20 protein-coding genes and 1 riboswitch are annotated in these 18,278 nt (G+C 67.4%); of the genes, 10 read left to right on the top strand and 10 right to left on the bottom strand.

What is annotated here, in order from left to right; all coding sequences use genetic code 11:
* Positions 1 to 9 precede the first annotated feature (9 nt).
* Genes NQV17_RS20560 through NQV17_RS20550 form a run of 3 tightly spaced genes read left to right on the top strand, consistent with a single transcriptional unit; the run spans position 10 to position 1,840 of the window.
* Positions 10 to 654 carry a DUF1326 domain-containing protein gene (locus NQV17_RS20560; protein ID WP_044844625.1) on the top strand — a complete coding sequence of 215 codons (645 nt, stop codon included), beginning with the start codon at positions 10 to 12 and terminating at the stop codon, positions 652 to 654.
* Positions 651 to 1,442 (top strand): DUF2182 domain-containing protein, encoded by a 792-nt coding sequence (locus NQV17_RS20555; protein WP_257773654.1) that lies wholly within the window; start codon positions 651 to 653, stop codon positions 1,440 to 1,442. Before NQV17_RS20560 ends, NQV17_RS20555 begins: the two co-directional genes overlap by 4 nt.
* Before the next feature lie 44 nt (positions 1,443 to 1,486).
* Entirely contained in the window at positions 1,487 to 1,840 is a 354-nt protein-coding gene (locus NQV17_RS20550) for a copper-binding protein (RefSeq protein WP_257773653.1), read from the top strand.
* Between the two features lie 141 nt (positions 1,841 to 1,981).
* Here the strand turns inward: NQV17_RS20550 and NQV17_RS20545 are convergent, their stop codons facing one another.
* The 3 genes from NQV17_RS20545 to NQV17_RS20535 all read right to left on the bottom strand — a co-directional run bounded on the left by NQV17_RS20545 (position 1,982) and on the right by NQV17_RS20535 (position 4,411).
* Positions 1,982 to 3,217 carry a tetratricopeptide repeat protein gene (locus NQV17_RS20545; protein WP_257773652.1) on the bottom strand — a complete coding sequence of 412 codons (1,236 nt, stop codon included), beginning with the start codon at positions 3,215 to 3,217 and terminating at the stop codon, positions 1,982 to 1,984.
* Between the two features lie 258 nt (positions 3,218 to 3,475).
* On the bottom strand, positions 3,476 to 3,886 hold the full coding sequence (locus NQV17_RS20540; protein ID WP_257773651.1) for a VOC family protein: 411 nt from the start codon (positions 3,884 to 3,886) through the stop codon (positions 3,476 to 3,478).
* 63 nt (positions 3,887 to 3,949) lie between these two features.
* Positions 3,950 to 4,411: an Lrp/AsnC family transcriptional regulator gene (locus NQV17_RS20535; protein WP_044844621.1), complete on the bottom strand. Its 462-nt coding sequence runs from the start codon at positions 4,409 to 4,411 to the stop codon at positions 3,950 to 3,952.
* Positions 4,412 to 4,526: 115 nt separating this feature from the next.
* On the opposite strand from NQV17_RS20535, the gene NQV17_RS20530 reads away from it, so the two are divergent.
* On the top strand, positions 4,527 to 5,174 hold the full coding sequence (locus tag NQV17_RS20530; RefSeq protein ID WP_257773650.1) for a LysE family translocator: 648 nt from the start codon (positions 4,527 to 4,529) through the stop codon (positions 5,172 to 5,174).
* Positions 5,175 to 5,292: 118 nt separating this feature from the next.
* On the opposite strand, the gene NQV17_RS20525 is transcribed toward NQV17_RS20530, so the two are convergent.
* Positions 5,293 to 7,221, bottom strand: a complete 1,929-nt coding sequence (locus tag NQV17_RS20525; protein WP_257773649.1) for a TonB-dependent receptor domain-containing protein — start codon at positions 7,219 to 7,221, stop codon at positions 5,293 to 5,295.
* Between the two features lie 327 nt (positions 7,222 to 7,548).
* Positions 7,549 to 7,742: riboswitch (cobalamin riboswitch) on the bottom strand.
* A gap of 110 nt (positions 7,743 to 7,852) precedes the next feature.
* Positions 7,853 to 8,896: an AraC family transcriptional regulator gene (locus NQV17_RS20520; protein ID WP_257773648.1), complete on the bottom strand. Its 1,044-nt coding sequence runs from the start codon at positions 8,894 to 8,896 to the stop codon at positions 7,853 to 7,855.
* A 169-nt stretch (positions 8,897 to 9,065) separates the two neighbouring features.
* Here NQV17_RS20520 and NQV17_RS20515 point away from each other — a divergent pair, with 169 nt between their 5' ends.
* Genes NQV17_RS20515 through NQV17_RS20495 form a run of 5 tightly spaced genes read left to right on the top strand, consistent with a single transcriptional unit; the run spans position 9,066 to position 12,827 of the window.
* Positions 9,066 to 9,410, top strand: coding sequence for a hypothetical protein (locus NQV17_RS20515; RefSeq protein ID WP_044844617.1), 345 nt, complete (start codon positions 9,066 to 9,068; stop codon positions 9,408 to 9,410).
* Positions 9,400 to 10,032 (top strand): Dabb family protein, encoded by a 633-nt coding sequence (locus tag NQV17_RS20510; protein ID WP_257773647.1) that lies wholly within the window; start codon positions 9,400 to 9,402, stop codon positions 10,030 to 10,032. Before NQV17_RS20515 ends, NQV17_RS20510 begins: the two co-directional genes overlap by 11 nt.
* A gap of 56 nt (positions 10,033 to 10,088) precedes the next feature.
* Positions 10,089 to 11,081: an NADP-dependent oxidoreductase gene (locus NQV17_RS20505; RefSeq protein ID WP_257773646.1), complete on the top strand. Its 993-nt coding sequence runs from the start codon at positions 10,089 to 10,091 to the stop codon at positions 11,079 to 11,081.
* A gap of 44 nt (positions 11,082 to 11,125) precedes the next feature.
* A complete protein-coding gene (locus NQV17_RS20500) occupies positions 11,126 to 12,001 on the top strand; it encodes an SDR family NAD(P)-dependent oxidoreductase (protein ID WP_257773645.1) in 876 nt (291 codons plus the stop codon).
* A 1-nt stretch (position 12,002) separates the two neighbouring features.
* Entirely contained in the window at positions 12,003 to 12,827 is an 825-nt protein-coding gene (locus tag NQV17_RS20495) for an SDR family NAD(P)-dependent oxidoreductase (protein ID WP_257773644.1), read from the top strand.
* Positions 12,828 to 12,882: 55 nt separating this feature from the next.
* Here NQV17_RS20495 and NQV17_RS20490 read toward each other — a convergent pair whose 3' ends face one another.
* The 4 genes from NQV17_RS20490 to NQV17_RS20475 form a co-directional block, all read right to left on the bottom strand.
* Positions 12,883 to 13,140: a hypothetical protein gene (locus NQV17_RS20490; RefSeq protein ID WP_257773643.1), complete on the bottom strand. Its 258-nt coding sequence runs from the start codon at positions 13,138 to 13,140 to the stop codon at positions 12,883 to 12,885.
* A 131-nt stretch (positions 13,141 to 13,271) separates the two neighbouring features.
* Positions 13,272 to 14,246, bottom strand: a complete 975-nt coding sequence (locus NQV17_RS20485) for a threo-3-hydroxy-L-aspartate ammonia-lyase (protein WP_257773642.1) — start codon at positions 14,244 to 14,246, stop codon at positions 13,272 to 13,274.
* Positions 14,247 to 14,303: 57 nt separating this feature from the next.
* Positions 14,304 to 14,942: a transcriptional regulator gene (locus NQV17_RS20480; RefSeq protein WP_257773641.1), complete on the bottom strand. Its 639-nt coding sequence runs from the start codon at positions 14,940 to 14,942 to the stop codon at positions 14,304 to 14,306.
* Complete coding sequence (locus tag NQV17_RS20475) at positions 14,939 to 15,460, bottom strand: YbaK/prolyl-tRNA synthetase associated domain-containing protein (RefSeq protein ID WP_257773640.1); 522 nt, start codon at positions 15,458 to 15,460, stop codon at positions 14,939 to 14,941. The genes NQV17_RS20480 and NQV17_RS20475 overlap by 4 nt, the downstream gene beginning before the upstream one ends.
* 412 nt (positions 15,461 to 15,872) lie before the next feature.
* Here NQV17_RS20475 and NQV17_RS20470 point away from each other — a divergent pair, with 412 nt between their 5' ends.
* Positions 15,873 to 17,459, top strand: coding sequence for an isocitrate lyase (locus NQV17_RS20470; RefSeq protein WP_257773639.1), 1,587 nt, complete (start codon positions 15,873 to 15,875; stop codon positions 17,457 to 17,459).
* Positions 17,460 to 17,523: 64 nt separating this feature from the next.
* Here the strand turns inward: NQV17_RS20470 and NQV17_RS20465 are convergent, their stop codons facing one another.
* On the bottom strand, positions 17,524 to 18,240 hold the full coding sequence (locus NQV17_RS20465; RefSeq protein ID WP_257773638.1) for an EthD domain-containing protein: 717 nt from the start codon (positions 18,238 to 18,240) through the stop codon (positions 17,524 to 17,526).
* Between the last annotated feature and the right edge of the window lie 38 nt (positions 18,241 to 18,278).

Below are 18,278 nucleotides of genomic sequence, written 5' to 3'. Positions count from 1 at the left end.
GGTGAAGCCATGACGCCGTGGGAGATCCAGGGAACCGAACTGATGAACTGCAATTGCTCATACGGTTGCCCCTGCCAGTTCAATTCGTTGCCGACGCACGGCAACTGCGAAGCGATGGGTGCGATTTCGATCGACAGCGGCCACTACGGCGACGTGGTGCTCGACGGTGTCCGGATCGCGGTCGTGTTCCAGTGGCCCGGGCCGATTCACGAGGGCCACGGCCGGTGCCAGCCGATCGTCGACGAGCGTGCGAGCCCCGCACAGTGCGAAGCCGTGCTGAAGATCATGACCGGTCAGGACACCGATCCGTTCGCGACGATGTTTTCCGTGTTCGCATCGACGCTCGAGCAGGCCTACGAGCCGATCTTCGCGAAGATCGATTTCGACGTCGACGTGGATGCGCGGCGCGGCCGGATCAGCATCGACGGCGTGCTCGACATCGTCGGCGAGCCGATCCGCAATCCGGTGACGGGCGCCGAACATCGCGTGCGGATCGACCTGCCGCACGGCTTCGAATACGAGCTGGCCGAGATCGGATCCGGCACCGGCCGGTCGCACGGCCACATCCAGCTGGATCTCGAGCGGAGCTACGCGCAGTTCGCACGGCTGCACCTGAACAACCACGGGCTGATCCGGCATCGCGTCGCGGCATGATCCCCGTCGGCGAGCTTCTCGGACGCGAGCGCGTCGTCACGCTGCTCGGCATGACCGCGCTCGTCGGCGCGTGCTGGGCCTATCTGTGGACGGGGGCCGGCACCGGCATGTCGGCGCTGGACATGACGGCGGTCGCGCTATTTCCGCATCGGCTGGCCGACGGCATGGGCGCCATGGATCCGTCGCTCGCGACCGTGATCCTGATGTGGTGGGTGATGATGATCGCGATGATGACGCCCGGCGCGGCGCCGGTCGTGCTGCTGTACCGGCGCGTGCTGCGGCATCACGGTCGGGGCGATGCCGGGTCGGCATTCACGTCGACGAGCCTGTTGGCCGGCTATCTGGCCGTATGGCTCGCGTTCTCGGTCGGCGCGGCCGTGCTGCAGATGCTGCTGCAGCCTGCCGGCCTGATCTCCGGGATGATGCTGTGGTCGAAGAGCGCCGTGCTGTCCGCGATCGTCCTCGCGCTGGCCGGCGTCTATCAGTTCTCGCCGCTGAAACAGGCATGCCTGCGGCAATGCCGGTCGCCGGTGCGGTTTCTCGCGACATACTGGCGCCCGGGAATCACGGGCAGCTTCCTGCTCGGCGCGCGCCACGGCGCGTATTGCGTGGGCTGCTGCTGGCTGCTGATGGCGCTGCTGTTCGTCGGCGGCGTGATGAACGTCGTTTGGATCGTCGCGTTGTCGCTGTTCGTGCTGGTCGAAAAGGTACTTCCGGGCGGCGAGCGGGTCGGCCGGGCGCTGGGTGTCGTGCTGATCGGGTGGGCGGTCGCGACGTTGCTGGTGTAGGGGGTGCGTTCCATGTGTTGCCCGCTGCAGCCGGGAGTCGGTTGATGAAGATTCGAAATATTGCCGTCGCCGTCCTCTCCGCGATGAACGTCGTCGCGACACCGGCGTATTCAGCCGGCAGCATGTCCGACATGAACATGGACATGGGCGACTCGAAGACGTCGGCGCCGGATGCCGCGCTGACCAACGCCGAAGTGAAACGGATCGATGCCGAGCACGGCATGGTGACGCTGAAGCACGGCGCGCTCCAGAACGTCGGGATGTCGCCGATGACGATGGCATTCAAGGCCGGCGACCCGGCGATGATCGCGTCGCTGCACGTGGGCGACAAGGTCAAGGTCCGGGTCGAGCGCGTGAACGGTGCGCTGACGATCGTGAAGCTCGAGAAGCAGCGGTGAGGTTCGCCGCGCGTGATGGCTGGCAAGACGGGCCAAACCCGAACGCTTCGGTCTGCATGCGGCACATCGTGCCCGGGAACGATCGCAGGTACGGCGCGTGAGGGGGGCGTCCGGCGAGCATTCCGGGGAACGGTAGTCCTGTCAATCATGGCGTTGCGGGGGCAGGGCATAGGCTTCGCCAAGGTAGTGCCACTGCACCTGCTCAGCGGCCAGCCAGTCGAATGACGGTGCGCCGAAGCGTTCCCCGATTTGATAGCGCTCCGCAATGTTACGGCGGGCGGGGATCAACTCGGCTTTGGAGGCAGAGGGTGGGCCATACAGCGCGAGCCAATAGCTATCGCGTGGTACTGGATTGTCGCCCGTGACAACCATCGTGCTATGTTCTCGTGCCGCCACGACATACCCGTCCGGAATGAATTCCCGGCCTTGCTGCGCCACACTCTTTTGCGGCTTGGGGGGCGGTGTCACGGCCTTTGCGCCGTCGATCAGCGTCTGTGCTTTACCATCCCATTTCGGCAACGGGGCGGGTGGCAGCGGGAGTACCTTGTCAAGATTCGGCAGCTTCAGGCGACCCTGATAGAACTCGAGCGCATCCCCGAGCTTGCTGTAACGTTCCGCACGCGCTTTGTCGATATGCCCGACCAGGTTGGTTCCATCGGTAAGGTCTAGGCCTCGGAACTCCGGTGCGAGGCTATGTGCGCATTTGGCACTTCCGAGCTTTACACCCTCGTGCAAAATTTTTAGGGCGCGTGCCTTACCTTCGGCGGTGTTATCTCTCGTGTAGACAAGCCCTAATTCATCTGCCGCATCTCCATATCCCTGTGCGAAGGCACATTCCAGCATCTGTGTCGCAACCGGCAAATTTGCCCAGAATTCGCCGCCTGGATCGTCATGTGCAGCATCTGTCTTTGTTCCAATGAAAGTTTGCGCGGATGGACTACCCATATCGGCAGCGCGCTGGAAGAAGGCATAGGCGCTGGTCGCATCGCCGCCTTTAACCAGCCCGTTCTGATGGTAGACCCCCATCATGTCGTAGGCGTCAGGCACACCCAGTTTCATCGCTTTTTCCACCCAGCGGATAGCCGTTTCGGGATCATGGGTTGGTACGCCCTGACGATCGCTCAATATCAGTGAGGCGATATTCAGCATGGCCTTCCAGTGATTGCGCTCGGCAGCCTGCGAGTAGAGTTGGTAAATCTTCGGGTAATCGCGCTTATCGTAGTCAATGTGCGGATTATCAAGCGCCAGCGCCTGCTGAAACCACAATTCAGCCTGGGGGTCGACAGGTGGTACGTGTTGGGCCTGATACACGCACGCGAAGGACTTGCGATGAGGACTGAATAACGGCAGTTTCTCGTAACGGGGCAGGTCGGACATGGAGGCACTCAGCTGGCTGCTCTGGGCCGTAAAAGGGCCGGCTTGCGAATTGGCGGCCGGCAAGCAGAGGCTTGCGAATAGAAGTCGCAGAACGAGGGTGATCAGTTTCGCGTTGGATCGATTCATCTCAAGTAAGGGCCGATGTGTCTGACGTCGATGGAATGGTCGCGAAAGCGCCAGTTTCCGCTGCGAGGTACGCGGAAACCGCATGCGTGACGATGTTCAGGAAAGCCGCAGCGTCGATCGATGTGCTGAGCACTAGTACCGTTTGTCACCGGAATCTCCGCCGGCTTCCGCAAAATTCAACTCGACGCCATTCCCGGCCGGATCGGTGAAAAAGATCTGCAGCTGGCTCGTGACTGGCACGTACCGGCGCGTGTACCGAACCTGCGCGTCAGCAAGACGCCGCTCCGTGTCGTCGGCATTCGCGCACGAAAACGCCACATGGTCGAACGTATTGACGACATGCGCCGGCCGCGCCTCGCCGGGCCGCGCTTCCGACAGGTGGAGGATCGCCTGCGCCCCCGCGTAGAGCCAGTAGCCGCTGCTCTGGAACGGCGGTCGATACCCGGGTTCGAGGCCCACGACGTTCACGTAGAAGTCGCGCAGCGTATCGAGCGTGGCCCGATCCGCGCGCAGGTTGTAATGATCGAATCCGATGACTGGCATGGCAGGTTGTCCGGTTCGCGCAAGCGGCGCATGGCACAGCATCGCGCAGCGCGGTGCATCCTGTCACCCCCGAACGCCTTTGACCGCCGCGGCCGGACGCGCGAGCCCGCGCGCCGGCAACGGCGTCGACATCACGATCGACGTGCGCGTTTCGCCATACAGGTTGATGCGCTCGATCAGCTGTTCGAGATGCGCCATGCTGACGGCGACGAACCGCATCACGTAGGAATCCGCGCCGGTCACGTGATGGCACTCGACCACTTCGGGAATGGTCTCCAGCAGCTTCAGGAATTTCGCCTTCGCCGGCTGCGGCACCGTGATGCCGATCAGCGCGCTCACCGGGTAGCCGGCCGCGGCCGGATTGACCCGCGCCGTGTAGCCGTCGATCACGCCCGCCGATTCGAGGCGCTTCACGCGTTCCGTGACCGCCGGCACCGACAGGTGAACCTGGCGTGCCAGCTCCGTGTAGCTGATGCGGCCGTTGGCCTGCAGCAGCGCGAGTATTTTCCAGTCGAGTTCGTCCATCGCGGCGGAGTTTTTAAGGTGAAGCGGCTATTTTTCCTTAAAAACCGCCTTCAGCGGCGACCGGAGTTTCCCTACGATGACGGTTCAACGCATTGCATGTCGCGAGGAGCCGGTCATGCTGTTCATCAAGTCCGTCGTAATGGGATTGTCGATCGCGGTGCCGGTCGGCCCGATCGGCATGCTGTGCATCCAGCGCAGCCTGAGCCGCGGCTTTCACGCGGGGTTCGCGACGGGCATCGGCGCCGCGTGCGCCGATGCGATCTACGGGCTGCTCGGCGCGCTGGGCGTCGCCGGCATCGTCACCGCGTTCCCGATGCTGACCGTCGCGCTGAAAATCGGCGGCGGCGCGTTCCTCGTGTGGCTGGCGTGGTCGATCGCGCGGCAGGCGCCGGCGGCGTCGACCGCATCGGCGGCGGTTCGAGACCTGCCGCGCACGACCGTGCTGCGCGATTTCCTGACGACCTTCGGCCTCACGCTGTCGAACCCGATGACGATCCTGTCGTTCGTCGGGATCTTCGCGGCGCTCGGCCCGCTGGCGGGCGCGCATGAAGGCGCGATGGGGGCGACCGTGGCGCTGATGGTCGCCGGCGTGTTCCTGGGTTCCGCGACGTGGTGGCTGTGCCTGAGCGGCGCGACCGCCGCGCTGCGCACGAAGATGTCGCTGACGTTCATGCACCGGCTGTCGCGCATGTCGGCCGTCGTGATCGCGGCGTTCGGCGCGATCCAGTTGATCGCGGGCGTCCGGGGCGTCGCAGGGGCCTGACGCGTAGCGCGGTGCGAGCGCACGCGATCTTGCGCTCGCGGCCGACGACATCCGGCACCCGTACACCCGTCGGCATCGCCACCCGCGCACATGGGTGCCGATGCACCGACCACCCCGCTCAGAACGTATAGCTGACCTTGCCGAACGCCGTGCGGCCGAGCGTGTTGTAGCCGTACGCGGTCATGTACTGACGGTCGAACAGGTTCGACAGCGTGGCGGACACCGTCAGGTGCGCGTTGATCCTGTACGACGCGCGCAGGTTCACGCTCAGGTACGACGGCAGGTACGTCGTGTTGGCCGGATCGTCGAACGTCGTGCCGCCGTAGCTCAGCGACGCGCCCGTGCTCAGCGCGTGCAGATGGAATTCGTCCCACGTGTGGTCGACGTTCACGCTGACGGTCTGGCGCGGCCGGCGGTTGAGCCAGCTGTCGTTGGTCTCGTCCTGCGGATTCAGGATCCCGATCGCGACGCTGACCGGCGTATAGCGGCCGATCGTGCCCTTGTACGACAGGTCGATGCCGCGGATATGCGCACGGCCGATGTTGATCGGCGAGAACGTCGCGGGGTTGTACGCGATCAGGTTGCTGACGCGCGTGTCGTAGATCGCGGCGCTGAATGTGCCGTATGCGGTGTTCGCGTCGAGCGCGGCCTCGACTGAATCGCTGCGTTCCGGGTTCAGGTCCGGATTGCCGTAGCCCGGGTAGTACAGATCGTTGAACGACGGCAGGCGGAACGCATTGCCGTACGACACGCGCGCCGTATAGACCGGCGTAATGGCCCACGACAGCGCGGCGTTGCCGGTGTTCACGGCCTTCCCGGCGATGATCTCGTGGCGGCCCGCGACGAACATCGTCACGCTGCCGAGCGTCGCCGACTGATGCAGCGAGAACGCGGAATCGTTGCGCGTCGGCACGCCGTCCGGCACGTCGACCGGCAGGAACGCCTGTTCGCGCGTGAAGTCGTACGCCACCTTCGTCTCGCCCGACAGCGGCAGGCCGAACAGATAGAAGCCGTGCGCCTGATGGGTCAGCGACGTCGACGAGCTGATGCGCTGCGAGTTGATCTGGTCGGTCGGGATGGCCGGGTCGCTCGCGTACAGGAACTGGCGATCGTTCGCATAACCGAACGACTGGTCGAACTGCGTGTCGGGCGTGATGTCGAGATGGAACGCGACGCCGGTCGTCAGCTGATGATCGAGCTCGCGGTTCGCGAAGCCGGCGTTGTCATAGGACAGGTCGGAGCGGTGGTACAGCGCGAACGTCGAGATCGACCAGTTGTCGCGCGCATAGCCGAGGCGCGCATCGAGGTCCTGCGCGTGATACGGATTGTGGCCGTCTTCGTGGTAGGGCAACACGGGCCGCGTTGCGTCGATGCCCGCCGTGTTGTAGTCATGCAGGCCGAGCGTGTAGGTGAGGCCACCCAGCGCGGCGAGCGGCCCCGTCGACGGCACGGTGCCCGACGTGCGCAACTGCGTGTCGAAGGTCTTGTTCGAGCCGCCGCCGAACGACACGGTGGTCTGGTTCGGCTGGCCGGCGGCGCGGCGCGTGAACAGCTGCACGACGCCACCCATCGCGTTCGCGCCGAACGACGCGGCGGCCGGCCCCGAGATCACCTCGACGCGCTCGAATGCGTCGGTCGGCAGGTCGGCCCACGGCGCGATGCCGGTGGTCGGCGAGCCGATCCGGATGCCGTCGATGAACACCGCGACCTGGCTGGCCGACGAGCCGCGGATGCTGACCGACGCCGACGAACCCGGGCCGCCGTTCTGCGAGACGGTCACGCCCGGCAGCGTCGCGAGCGCCTGCGTGATGCTCGGGTCGCTCGGCGACAGCCGGTCGAGATCGGCGCGCGTGAGCACCTGTGTCGTCGCATAGCGCTGGTCGAACGACTCGGGCAGATGCCGCGTGTCGGTCACGCTGATCGTCGGCAGGTCGGCGCCTTCGGCGGGTTGGGGCGGCTGCGCGGGCGGCAAGTCGCCGGCGGCGTGGGCGATCGGGGAGAACAGCGCCGTGGCGGCGGACGTGGCGAGAAGGTGGCGAAGATTCATGAGGCAGCGAGCGTGACCGTGTTGCAGGTACGGCGAGCGTAAGCGGGGGGCGGCGAGTACCGCCTGGTTATCGTCGGTCTATCGCGAGACCGGGCAGCGTGCGCGGCATTCACGCGTGTCGTCATGACACGTGCCGGACGACTCGGCACGGCACACGCGTGCGGACACGCCGCGCGGACTGGCCGCGCAACGGCACGACGCTTCCGGCGTGGAAGCGGAGGCGGAAAGATCGGACATCTGAAGGGTCCTGAGGTCGGGCCGTCCATGCAACGGGGCGACCGCCAAAGGCGGTGCTGGCGCATCGGGACACCCCGCCCGGTGCGGCTGCTTGGACCTCGGGTCGATGGCAGGTCTCCTGGCTCGCGGGTCGCGATTCGCACCGGCCTTCCCGGTTTCCCAGTGGCATGGGGTGGTGCGGATTCGCCGCTCACAGTTGCGGGGGCAGCCGCAGATTCGAGGCATGGCCTCTCCTGCGTTCCCTTTTGATCCCGTTCCCGGGAACCATCAGCGCGCAAGCGTAATGGCGAGCGCGCCGGCGCGTCAATTATCGAAGTGCGCAGGGATGCGAAAAAACGTCAGTGTTCGCTGGATGCTTTCGAAATCATTTCAATCCGAGCCTTCGCACCGCGTTTCATGTCTGACGAAACGCACCGCCGGCGGCGCTGCAATCGCGCCGGAACCGGCTCGGCGCGATGCCCGTCCAGCGCACGAACGCCCGCCGAAACGCTTCCTCGCCGCCGAAGCCGAGATGCGCGGCGATCCGCGCGACCGGCCAGTCCGACTCGCGCAGGCAGCGCCGCGCGACGTCGGCGAGGCACTGTTCGCGCAACGCGTGATAGCCGCTGCCTTCGGCCGCCAGCCGCCGCCGCAACGTCGCTTCGCTGACGCCGAGCCATGTCGCCAGCGCCGCGAGCGCGGGCAGCGCCTGTTCGCGCGCGAGCGCCGCATCGAGAAAGCCGCGCACCTGCTGCGCCCATGACACGACGGCCGGCGCGGCATCGATCAGCCGAAACGGAAAATCGACGAGAAACGCGGCCAGCTCGCCCGGCTGGCGGATCACGCGCGCATCGAGCCGCACCGCGTCGAACGCGAAGCCGTAGGTCTTGCGGCCGACGTCGACCGGCGCGTTGAACAGCCCGAGCAGCGGCATCGCGTCTTCGCGGCGCGGATGGCCGAGCCAGACTTCGTCCGGCCGCAGCGGTTGCCCGATCAGCCAGCCGAACAGTTGCAGATAGCAGAACAGCCCCGTCAGGTCGACGAGGCACGCGGCGGGGCTGCGCGTGCGGCGCAGCGAATCCATCCGGAACGTCGCGCGTCCGTCGCGCACCGCGAGCGACAGCGCGCCGGCGCGCGGCGTCAGCATCTCGCAGAACTCGGCGGCGCAGCGGATCGCGTCGGCGAGCGTCGCGCAACTGAGGAGGCACCGGCACATCAGGTCGACTTCCTGCTTGCGCATCGGCGGATGGCCGTCGCCGCGCGCGACCTGCGCCTCGAGCCGCTCGATCGCGTCGCGGTACAGCGCGACGAAGCCGCCGGGTGTCGTCGTCGCAGCAGCAACGGCCGTCGGCGCAGGCCGTTGCGCCGACGGCACGCCGCTGCGCGCCAGTTCGTCGAGCAGACGGGCACCGAGGCCCGGCAGCACGCGGCCGCGTGCCGGCAATGCGCGCTGTTTCATCTCTCTCCCGATCTGAGCGTTGCGACAGGGGCCGGTGAGCGGGCCGGTAGGGGTTCGCCGGCCGCCGCCACGCAAGAATGCTACTCACGCCGGCCGCTTCCGGCCTCGCCGGAACGGCGTAGGCGGCCGGCACCGCATTGCGCCACGAACCACCCGAGACGACCCGCGAATGATCCAGATCGTAGACGAAATCACCCTCGCGCCCGAGCGCATTCCCGACGTGCTGGCGCTGCTGCGCGACCGCTATTTGCCGGGACACGCGGCACGCGGACTGACGGCGGCCGGCCGCTGGGTGTCGCCGCCCGTCGCGGTGCCGGGGCAGCCGAGCACGCTGTGGCTGACGTGGCAGGTCGCCGATGCGCCGTCGTACTACCGGATGCGCGCGTTGACCGACGGCGACGTGGTTGCGTTCTGGATGGCCGTCGACGCACTGTGCGACGCCCGCCGCCGCCATGTGATGACGGATGCCGATGCGCCGCTGCCGGCCCTGACGGAGGTCGACCATGCGGCATGACACGGCCCAGATTTTCGTTTCGGCGACCGGCGATGCCGGCGCATTCGAGCACGCGTTGCGCGAAGCCGCGCAGGCGTTGCCGGGCGCGACCCGCGTGGCGCTCGCGCGCAATCTCGACGGCTGCTGGGGCGCGGGCGACTACACGCTCGACGTGCTGCGCGACGAACGGGCGACCGGCCACGCGACGGATTTCGCCGCGCTGGCCGGCCTGCCGGGCGTCGTGCGGATCGACGGCGCGGCGTGTCATGCGATCGGCGGCGGCCTGCGCGAACGGGCGCTGCGCGACGGCGTATGGCGCACGCTGATGCTGCGTGTGCGGCCGCAGGCCGCCGAAGCGCAGGTGCGCGATCTCGAGCGCGAACTGCTGCGGATGCCGGCATTCATGCCCGGCATCCGCAACTGGCGGCTGAGCCGGATCGTGACGCCGGGCGCGTGGACCCACGTCTGGCAACAGGAATTCGCGCACGTCGGCGATCTGCTCGGCGAATACCTGTTGCATCCGTATCACTGGGGCTGGGTCGACCGTCGCTTCGACGCCGAAAGCCCCGACTGGACGGTCGAGGCGATCTCGCACGCGTTCTGTCCGCTCGCGTCGAGCCTGCTGGCCGACACGGCGGCGTGACGCGCGACGCGCACGCGCCCCGCCGCAATGCAAACCACAACACCGGAGACACCACCATGCGAGCCTTGCTGATCGACCGCGTCGGCCATTCCGACGCGCTGCGACTGGCCGACGTTCCCGCCCCGAAGCCGGGCCCCGGCGACGTGCTGATCCGCGTCGCGTACGCGGGCGTCAATCCCGCCGACTGGAAATGCCGCGAAGGCTATCTCGGCGCGTTCATGCAAATGACGTTTCCATTCGTGATCGGGTTCGACGCGGCCGGTGTGGCGGAGGCGGTCGGCGACGGCGTCGAAGGTGTCGCGCCCGGGATGCGCGTGTTCGCGCAGACCGACGTCGGCGCGGGGCGCTGGGGCGCGTATGCGGAATACGTCGCGGTGCGGCACGACTCGGTCGTGCGCCTGCCCGACGCGGTCGGCTTCGCGGAAGCGGCCGCCACGCCGACGCCCGCGCTGGCCGCGTGGGCCGGCCTGTTCGACGACGGCGGGCTGCGGGCCGGGCAGACCGTGCTCGTGCACGGCGGCGCGGGCGCGGTCGGCACCTTCGCGATCCAGCTTGCCGCCCAGGCCGGCGCACGCGTCGCGGCGACGTGCTCGGCGCGCAACCGCGCGAGCGTCGAAGCGCTCGGCGCGGCGGCGAGCATCGACTATCGCACGCAGGACATCGCGACGGCCGTGCGGGCGTGGGCGCCCGGCGGCGTCGATCTCGTGCTCGATGCGGTCGGCGGCGACACGCTGCCCGCCGCGCTCGACCTGCTGGCACCGGGCGGCACGCTCGTGACCATCATGACGCTCGCGCCCGGCGATGCGCAGCGGCTGGCCGCGACGGGCGCGGAGGCCGCGCGGCGCGGGCTGCGCACCGCGATGACGTACAGCCGGATGCCGAGCGGCGCCACGCTTTCATCGATCGCCGAACGGCTCGGCACGCGCGCGCTGCGCGTGCCGCGCTTCGACAGTTTTCCGCTCGAGCAGGCGGCGCGCGCGCTCGACCTCGTTCAAACGGGCGACGCGAAAACCAAGTTCGTGCTGCACGTTGCGGATATCGCGGGCTGACGCATAACGCTTCCCGACACACCATCACCTACACCGGAGACATCATGACCGACCACCGAACCGCGACGCTCGCGGGCAAATGCGCGCTCGTGACGGGCGCGAGCCGCGGCATCGGCCGCGCGATCGCGCAGCGCCTCGCAGCCGAAGGCGCGACCGTCGTCGTGACGGCGCGCAGCCTCACGCACTCGGCGACGACCGCCGGCACGCTCGCCGAAACGGTCGCGCTGATCGAGCAGGCCGGCGGCCGCGCGATCGCACTCGCGGCCGACCTGTCTAAGCCGGCCGAGCGCGATGCGCTCGTCGCGCGCGCGGCCGAGGCGGCCGGCGGCTTCGACATCCTCGTGAACAACGCGGGCGTGGCCGAGTACGCACGCGTCGACGCGATGCCGATGACGATGTTCGACGCGACGATCGAACACTACCTGCGCATCCCGTTCGCACTGAGCCAGGCCGCGATTCCGCTGATGCGCGCGCGCGGCGCCGGCTGGATCGTGAACGTCGGCTCGGTCACCGCGCTCGCGCCGCTGCGGCCGTTCGACGACTTCGCGCGTGCGGGCGGCGCGACCGTCTATGCGGCGGTCAAGGCCGCGCTGTCGCGTTTCACGCAGGGGCTCGCAGCCGAACTCGAAGCCGACGGTATCGCGGTGAACCTGGTCGCGCCGAGCACCGCGATCCGCACGCCGGGCGCGGCCCGCTATATCCCCGAAGGCTATCCGACCGAGGACGTCGCGTATCTGGCGGAAACCGCGCTCGCGCTGTGCAGCCTGCCGGCGCGCGAGCGCACGGGCCTCGTCACGCACAGCCTGCATTTCCCGCTGTCGCATGGGCTCGCGGTGCGCTCGCTCGACGGCCGCACGCCGTTGCCGCCGCCCGAGATTCCGGCGTACGCGCATCCCCATATCGACCCGGCAGGACTGTGACATGACGAACTCGATTCGCTTCGACGGCGGCACCGCCGTGATCACCGGCGCGGCCAGCGGCATCGGCAGCGGGCTCGCGCGCCACGCGGCCGCGCTCGGGATGCGCGTGGTGCTCGCCGACCTCGACCCGGCGAAGCTCGACGCATTCGCCGCGACGCTCGACACCGACGTGCTGTGCGTGCCGACCGACGTTAGCCGCCCGGAAGCCGTCGACGCGCTGGCCGATGCCGCCTGGCGGCGCTTCGGCGGCGTCGACCTGCTGTTCAACAACGCGGGCGTGATGGCGACCGGCTTCAGCTGGGAAATCACGCCGGAACGGTTCGAGCGCAGCGTCGCGATCAACGTGCACGGCGTGATGAACGGGATCCGCAGCTTCGTGCCGCGCATGCTCGAGCGCAACGTGCCGGCGCGCATCGTCAATACCGCGTCGGTCGGCGGGTTCCTGCCGAGCCCGTTGATGTCGCCTTACTCGGCGACGAAATTCGCGGTGGTCGCGCTGACCGAATCGCTGTACGGCGAACTGAAGATGCTCGGCGCGCCGGTCGGCGTGTCGCTGCTCGCGCCGGGCCCGGTGCAGACGGGCATTTTCAACGACCCGTTCGGCGCCGCGCACGACCGGCCCGAGGTGCAGGGCTTCGTCGATACGATGCGCGCGATGCTCAACGCGCACGGGCTCACGCCCGACGCGTTCGCAGCGCGGGTGTTCGACGGCATTCGCGACGGGCGTTACTGGCTGATTCCGCAGCCGGAGATGCTCGACGGCGCGCTGCAGCGGCGCACCGCGGACATTCTCGCCGCGCGCGATCCGTCGCTGCCGTCGTTGTGATGCCGTGATGCGGGCCGGCCGACCGACGCGGCCGGCTCACGCAGCGTGACCCGCGTTACATATGCATGCCGCCGTGCGTGCGGCCGCTCGGGTCGCCGCCGCGATCGGGCGGCGTATTGTTCTGATCGATCTTCGCGAGCACGAAGCCGGCATGCGGCAGCGTGGCGGGCGAACGGTGGGCGGCCTGCGCGACCGCGGCGTGCGGTGCGTGCGGCAACGTGGCAGGAAAACCGGATGACGTCACGCCCGGTTGAGCGAACGCCGAAAGGGATGCTGCCGCGAGGGCGGCGGCGACGATCGCGCGCGTGTTCATGGTGACTCCTTCTTCACGACTGACTGCGGGACAACGCATTCAGTCTAGGGCGCGAAACTTAACGCGGCGTGAAGGAGCGGCGGCGCGCGGATGACAGGATGTTCATGCGGTCATCCGCGCGCCGCGACGCATTACGCGGAGGCGGATACCAGCGCGCAGAAATTTTCGAGATCGACGTTGCCGCCGCTGATCACGATGCCGACGCGCTTGCCTTGCAGTTCGTCCTTCATTCGGCGAGCGGCCGCGAACGACAGGCAGCCGGTCGGCTCGACGACAATCTTCATACGGGTCGCGAAGAAGCGCATGCAGTCGACCAGCTCCGCGTCGGTCGCGGTCAGGATGTCGTCGACGTCGCGCCGCAGGATCGGGAACGTCAGGTTGCCGAGGTGCTGCGTCTGCGCGCCGTCGGCGATCGTGCGCGGCGTGTCGATATGGACGATCGACCCGGACCGGAACGATTGCTGCCCGTCGTTGCCGGCTTCCGGCTCGACGCCGTACAGCTTCGCGTGCGGCGACAGCGCGCGCGTCGCGAGCGCCGTGCCCGACAGCAGGCCGCCGCCGCCGAGCGGCGTGAAGACCGCGTCGAGCGGCCCGACTTCGTCGAACAGTTCCTTCGCGGCAGTGCCCTGGCCGGCGATCACGTCCGCGTGGTCGTAGGGCGGCACCAGCGTGAGCCCGTGCTTTTCCGCGAGTTCGCGGCCGATCTGCTCGCGGTCCTCGGTATAGCGGTCGTAGGTCACGACGTTGCCGCCGTAGCCGCGCGTCGCGGCCATCTTCGCGGCCGGTGCGTCCTGCGGCATCACGATCGTCGCCGGGATGCCGAGGATGCGCGCCGACAGCGCGATCGCTTGCGCATGGTTGCCGGACGAGAACGCGACGACACCGTTGCGCCGCTGCGTCGCGTCGAAGCGCGACAACGCGTTGAACGCGCCGCGGAACTTGAACGCGCCCATGCGCTGCAGGTTCTCGCACTTGAAGAACACCTGTGCGCCGAGCGCTTCGTCGATCGTGCGCGACGTCATCACGGGCGTGCGGTGCGCGTGGCCGTCGAGCCGTGCCGCGGCGGCCGCGACGTCGTCGTAGGTGGGGAGGGTCGGAGTGGTCATGAGTCGCTCGTCGGAAGAGTCAGTCAACAGGTAGGCGGGGCGCGCCGCGGGCGCGCATCATTTCGCATCGTTGTATACAGTGGCGCGCGACACGCCGAGGTGCTGCGCGACGATTTCCATCGCGCGGCGCACCTCGAGGAAGCCGTCCGCCTTCAGCGTTTGCATCAGCTCGCGGCGCTGGTCGGTCTTCAGCTCGCGCGGCGTGGTCGCGAGGCGCGTCGCGAACGCGTCGATGCGCTGCCGGATCGCGTCCGCGCCGGCCGGGTCGAGCGTTTCGGCGACCGGCGCACCTTCGGTGCTGCAGAACTGGTTCAGCATCCCCTGGAAGCCGCGGAACAGCGTGACGTCCGCGTTCAGGCACAGCGCGGCCACATAGCGGCCGCCCGAGTCCTTGATGCCGATCGACGTGCTTTTCGCGGTGCGGCCGTCGGCGAAGCGGTTCGCGTAGTTCGCGAGCACCTGCGGGAAGTCGTCGTCCGCGATGCGGGCGAGCCCGAGTTCGGTCGCCGGATCGCCGATCGCGCGGCCCGACAGGTTGTTGTGGATCGCGAGGATCGCGTGCTCCGGCGTGCGCAGGTCGTGCACGACGACTTCGGTGAACGGCGCGAACATCGCGCCGAGCCCTTCGGCGATGCGCAGCACCTGCTCGATCAGCGACGCCTGTTCCGACTGCGGCCTGGGGCGGGGCGTGTTCATGCGCTGGCCTCGAGCACGGGCGCGCCGGTCGTTTCCGGCCGCGTGATGTCGGCCAGCAGCGGGCGGGCGATCCGCACGTAGTCGGACGCGTCGAGCACGACCGAGCGGTCGAGGCGGCCCGCGTTGAACGCGATTTCGTCGTTGAGCTCGATCAGGGCAGGGTCGACCACGAGCGCCACGTTCGCGTCGAACACGAACGGCGGCACGGCGCCCATCACGCAGCGCGTGACCGCGGCGGCGAGTTCGGGCGGCGCGAGCGTCGCCTTGCGGCGGCCGACCGCGTCGGCGACCTTGCGGAAGTCGATTTTCAGGTGGCCGGGGATTACCGCGAGCGCGGTGGCGTCGCCGCCGTCCTTGAACGTGCAGAGCATCGCCTTCGCGCCCTGTTCGGGACGCGTGCCGCGAAGCGCGGCGATCACGTCGGATTTGCCTTCGGCCGGGTGATCGAGCACGCGGAACCGCGCGCCGGAGGTGTTCAGCAGTTCGCACAGAGCGTCGAAGACGGGGTAGTCGCTCATGGGGTTCCGGGCAGGAGGGCGCGCATCGCGGTACGCGGGAACGGCGCCTGTCGGTTCGCCGTCGATGGATTGTCCAAGTATAGACGTTTTGTCATGTCGGTGGCAAAAGCGCGAAACATGAATCGCCGTGCCTGTCCTCCCACCAACTGCCGAAAGACCGTTTCATATCGCGGAATGTACGCCGAATTCGCGCGGCGTCATCTTCCCGCCGCTTGAAAACCTGTTTTGCATCGCAAAACGAGTCGCTTATCTCATTGAAAAACAAGCGGAATTTATATCTTATGTCTTATATAAGAGTTGCTCGACAGGGCGTCGCGCGGCGTTACCATTGAGTCCATGCAGTTCGCTTCGTCACACGGAGCGGGCACGCTGAACCCTTTACTCAAATGCGCTTCGTTCCCAGGAGATTGACATGTCCCAATATCAAGACGACATCAAGGCAGTGGCTGGCTTGAAGGAAAACCACGGCAGCGCGTGGAACGCCATCAGCCCCGAGTATGCGGCCCGCATGCGTGCCCAGAACAAGTTCAAGACGGGGCTCGACATCGCGAAGTACACCGCGAAGATCATGCGCGCCGACATGGCCGCGTACGACGCCGACCCGGCCAAGTACACGCAGTCGCTGGGTTGCTGGCACGGCTTCATCGGCCAGCAGAAGATGATCTCCATCAAGAAGCACTTCAACAGCACCGAACGCCGCTACCTGTACCTGTCGGGCTGGATGGTCGCCGCGCTGCGCTCGGAGTTCGGCCCGCTGCCGGACCAGTCGATGCACGAAAAGACCTCGGTCAGCGCGCTGATCCGCGAGCTGTACACGTTCCTGCGCCAGGCCGATGCGCGTGAACTCGGCGGCCTGTTCCGCGAGCTCGATGCTGCGAAGGACGCCGCCGCCAAGGCCGCGATCCAGGAAAAGATCGACAACCACGTGACGCACGTCGTGCCGATCATCGCCGACATCGACGCCGGTTTCGGCAACGCGGAAGCGACCTACCTGCTGGCCAAGCAGTTCATCGAGGCGGGCGCGTGCTGCATCCAGATCGAGAACCAGGTGTCCGACGAGAAGCAGTGCGGCCACCAGGACGGCAAGGTCACGGTGCCGCACGAGGACTTCCTCGCGAAGATCCGCGCGATCCGCTACGCGTTCCTGGAACTGGGCGTGGACGACGGCATCATCGTCGCCCGTACCGACTCGCTCGGCGCCGGCCTGACCAAGCAGATCGCCGTGACCAACGCGCCGGGCGACCTGGGCGACCAGTACAACGCGTTCCTCGACTGCGAGGAACTGTCGGCCGACCAGCTGGGCAACGGTGACGTCGTCATCAAGCGCGACGGCAAGCTGCTGCGTCCGAAGCGCCTGCCGAGCAACCTGTTCCAGTTCCGCGCCGGCACGGGCGAAGCACGCTGCGTGCTCGACTGCATCACGTCGCTGCAGAACGGCGCCGACCTGCTGTGGATCGAAACCGAAAAGCCGCACATCGCGCAGATCGGCGGCATGGTCAGCGAAATCCGCAAGGTCATCCCGAACGCGAAGCTGGTGTACAACAACAGCCCGTCGTTCAACTGGACGCTGAACTTCCGTCAGCAGGCGTACGACGCGATGAAGGAAGCGGGCAAGGACGTGTCGGCCTACGACCGCGCGCAGCTGATGAGCGTCGAGTACGACGAGACCGAACTGGCCAAGCTCGCCGACGAGAAGATCCGCACGTTCCAGGCCGATGCATCGCGTGAAGCCGGCATCTTCCATCACCTGATCACGCTGCCGACGTACCATACGGCCGCGCTGTCGACCGACAACCTCGCGAAGGAATACTTCGGCGACCAGGGCATGCTCGGCTACGTGGCCGGCGTGCAGCGCAAGGAAATCCGCCAGGGCATCGCGTGCGTCAAGCACCAGAACATGTCCGGCTCGGATATCGGCGACGACCACAAGGAATACTTCAGCGGCGAAGCAGCGCTGAAGGCGGCGGGCAAGGACAACACGATGAACCAGTTCTCGTAATCGTCATACCCGCGGCACGACGCCAACCCGTTCATGACGGGTTGGCGTTTTTTTTATCCACGTTTTATCCGCGCACCGCCTTCACGACGTACTGGCTCGTCGGCACCACGTCGATCTTGTCGAAGTCGATGAAGCGTCCGCAGCTGTCCATCATCTCCGCGACGTTGCGCTGGAATTTCTCCTCGTCGCCGACCGCATCGAAGAACGCGTATGGATCGGTCATCGCCGCGGCCGGGAAGCACTCCTCGACGATCGCGTCGTAGCCGGGCGCCGCATGCGTGAGCGCGCGCACGACCACGTTCTGCACGTACAGGAAGTTGTCCTGAGTATCGATCGCGACGCGCGTGTGATGGCCGTGCCACACGTCGAGCCACGCTTCGTGCGTGAGGCGCGGCGGGCGCTTCAGGAACGCGAGCTGCGAGAAGCCGCTCGTGCGCTCGCCGGGCCGCGCGGGAAAGCGCGTGTTCGGAATCGGCTGCGATTCGGTGACGAGATACGCGGCCATGTGCGGGACCGCCGCGCGCACCGCGTCGTCGAACGGCTGGCGGAACATCGGGTTCGCACTGTCGATCCACACCGCGACGATGCCGTCGATGCCCGGATGCGTGTTGCTCTGCTTGAGGCCGGCGGCCGGCGCGACGTCGGCGTCGGCGACGTTCACCTGCACGCCGTGCGCGCCGAGCGACAGCAGCTTGTCGGCGAGCTGCGCGCGCACGCTGCGGCTCCACGGCTCGGGCGCGGCCTGCGCGTCGCGCCACAACACGTAAATGACTTTCTCCATTGCTCCGGCTCCAGGGGGAATGACGGGATCGGCGGCGC

It is taken from the genome of Burkholderia sp. SCN-KJ (assembly GCF_024656005.1).
In the GTDB taxonomy this organism is placed as follows: Bacteria; Pseudomonadota; Gammaproteobacteria; order Burkholderiales; family Burkholderiaceae; genus Burkholderia.
Note: the sequence above shows the minus strand (reverse complement) of the source record. Positions and strands in the feature narration are given on the sequence as shown.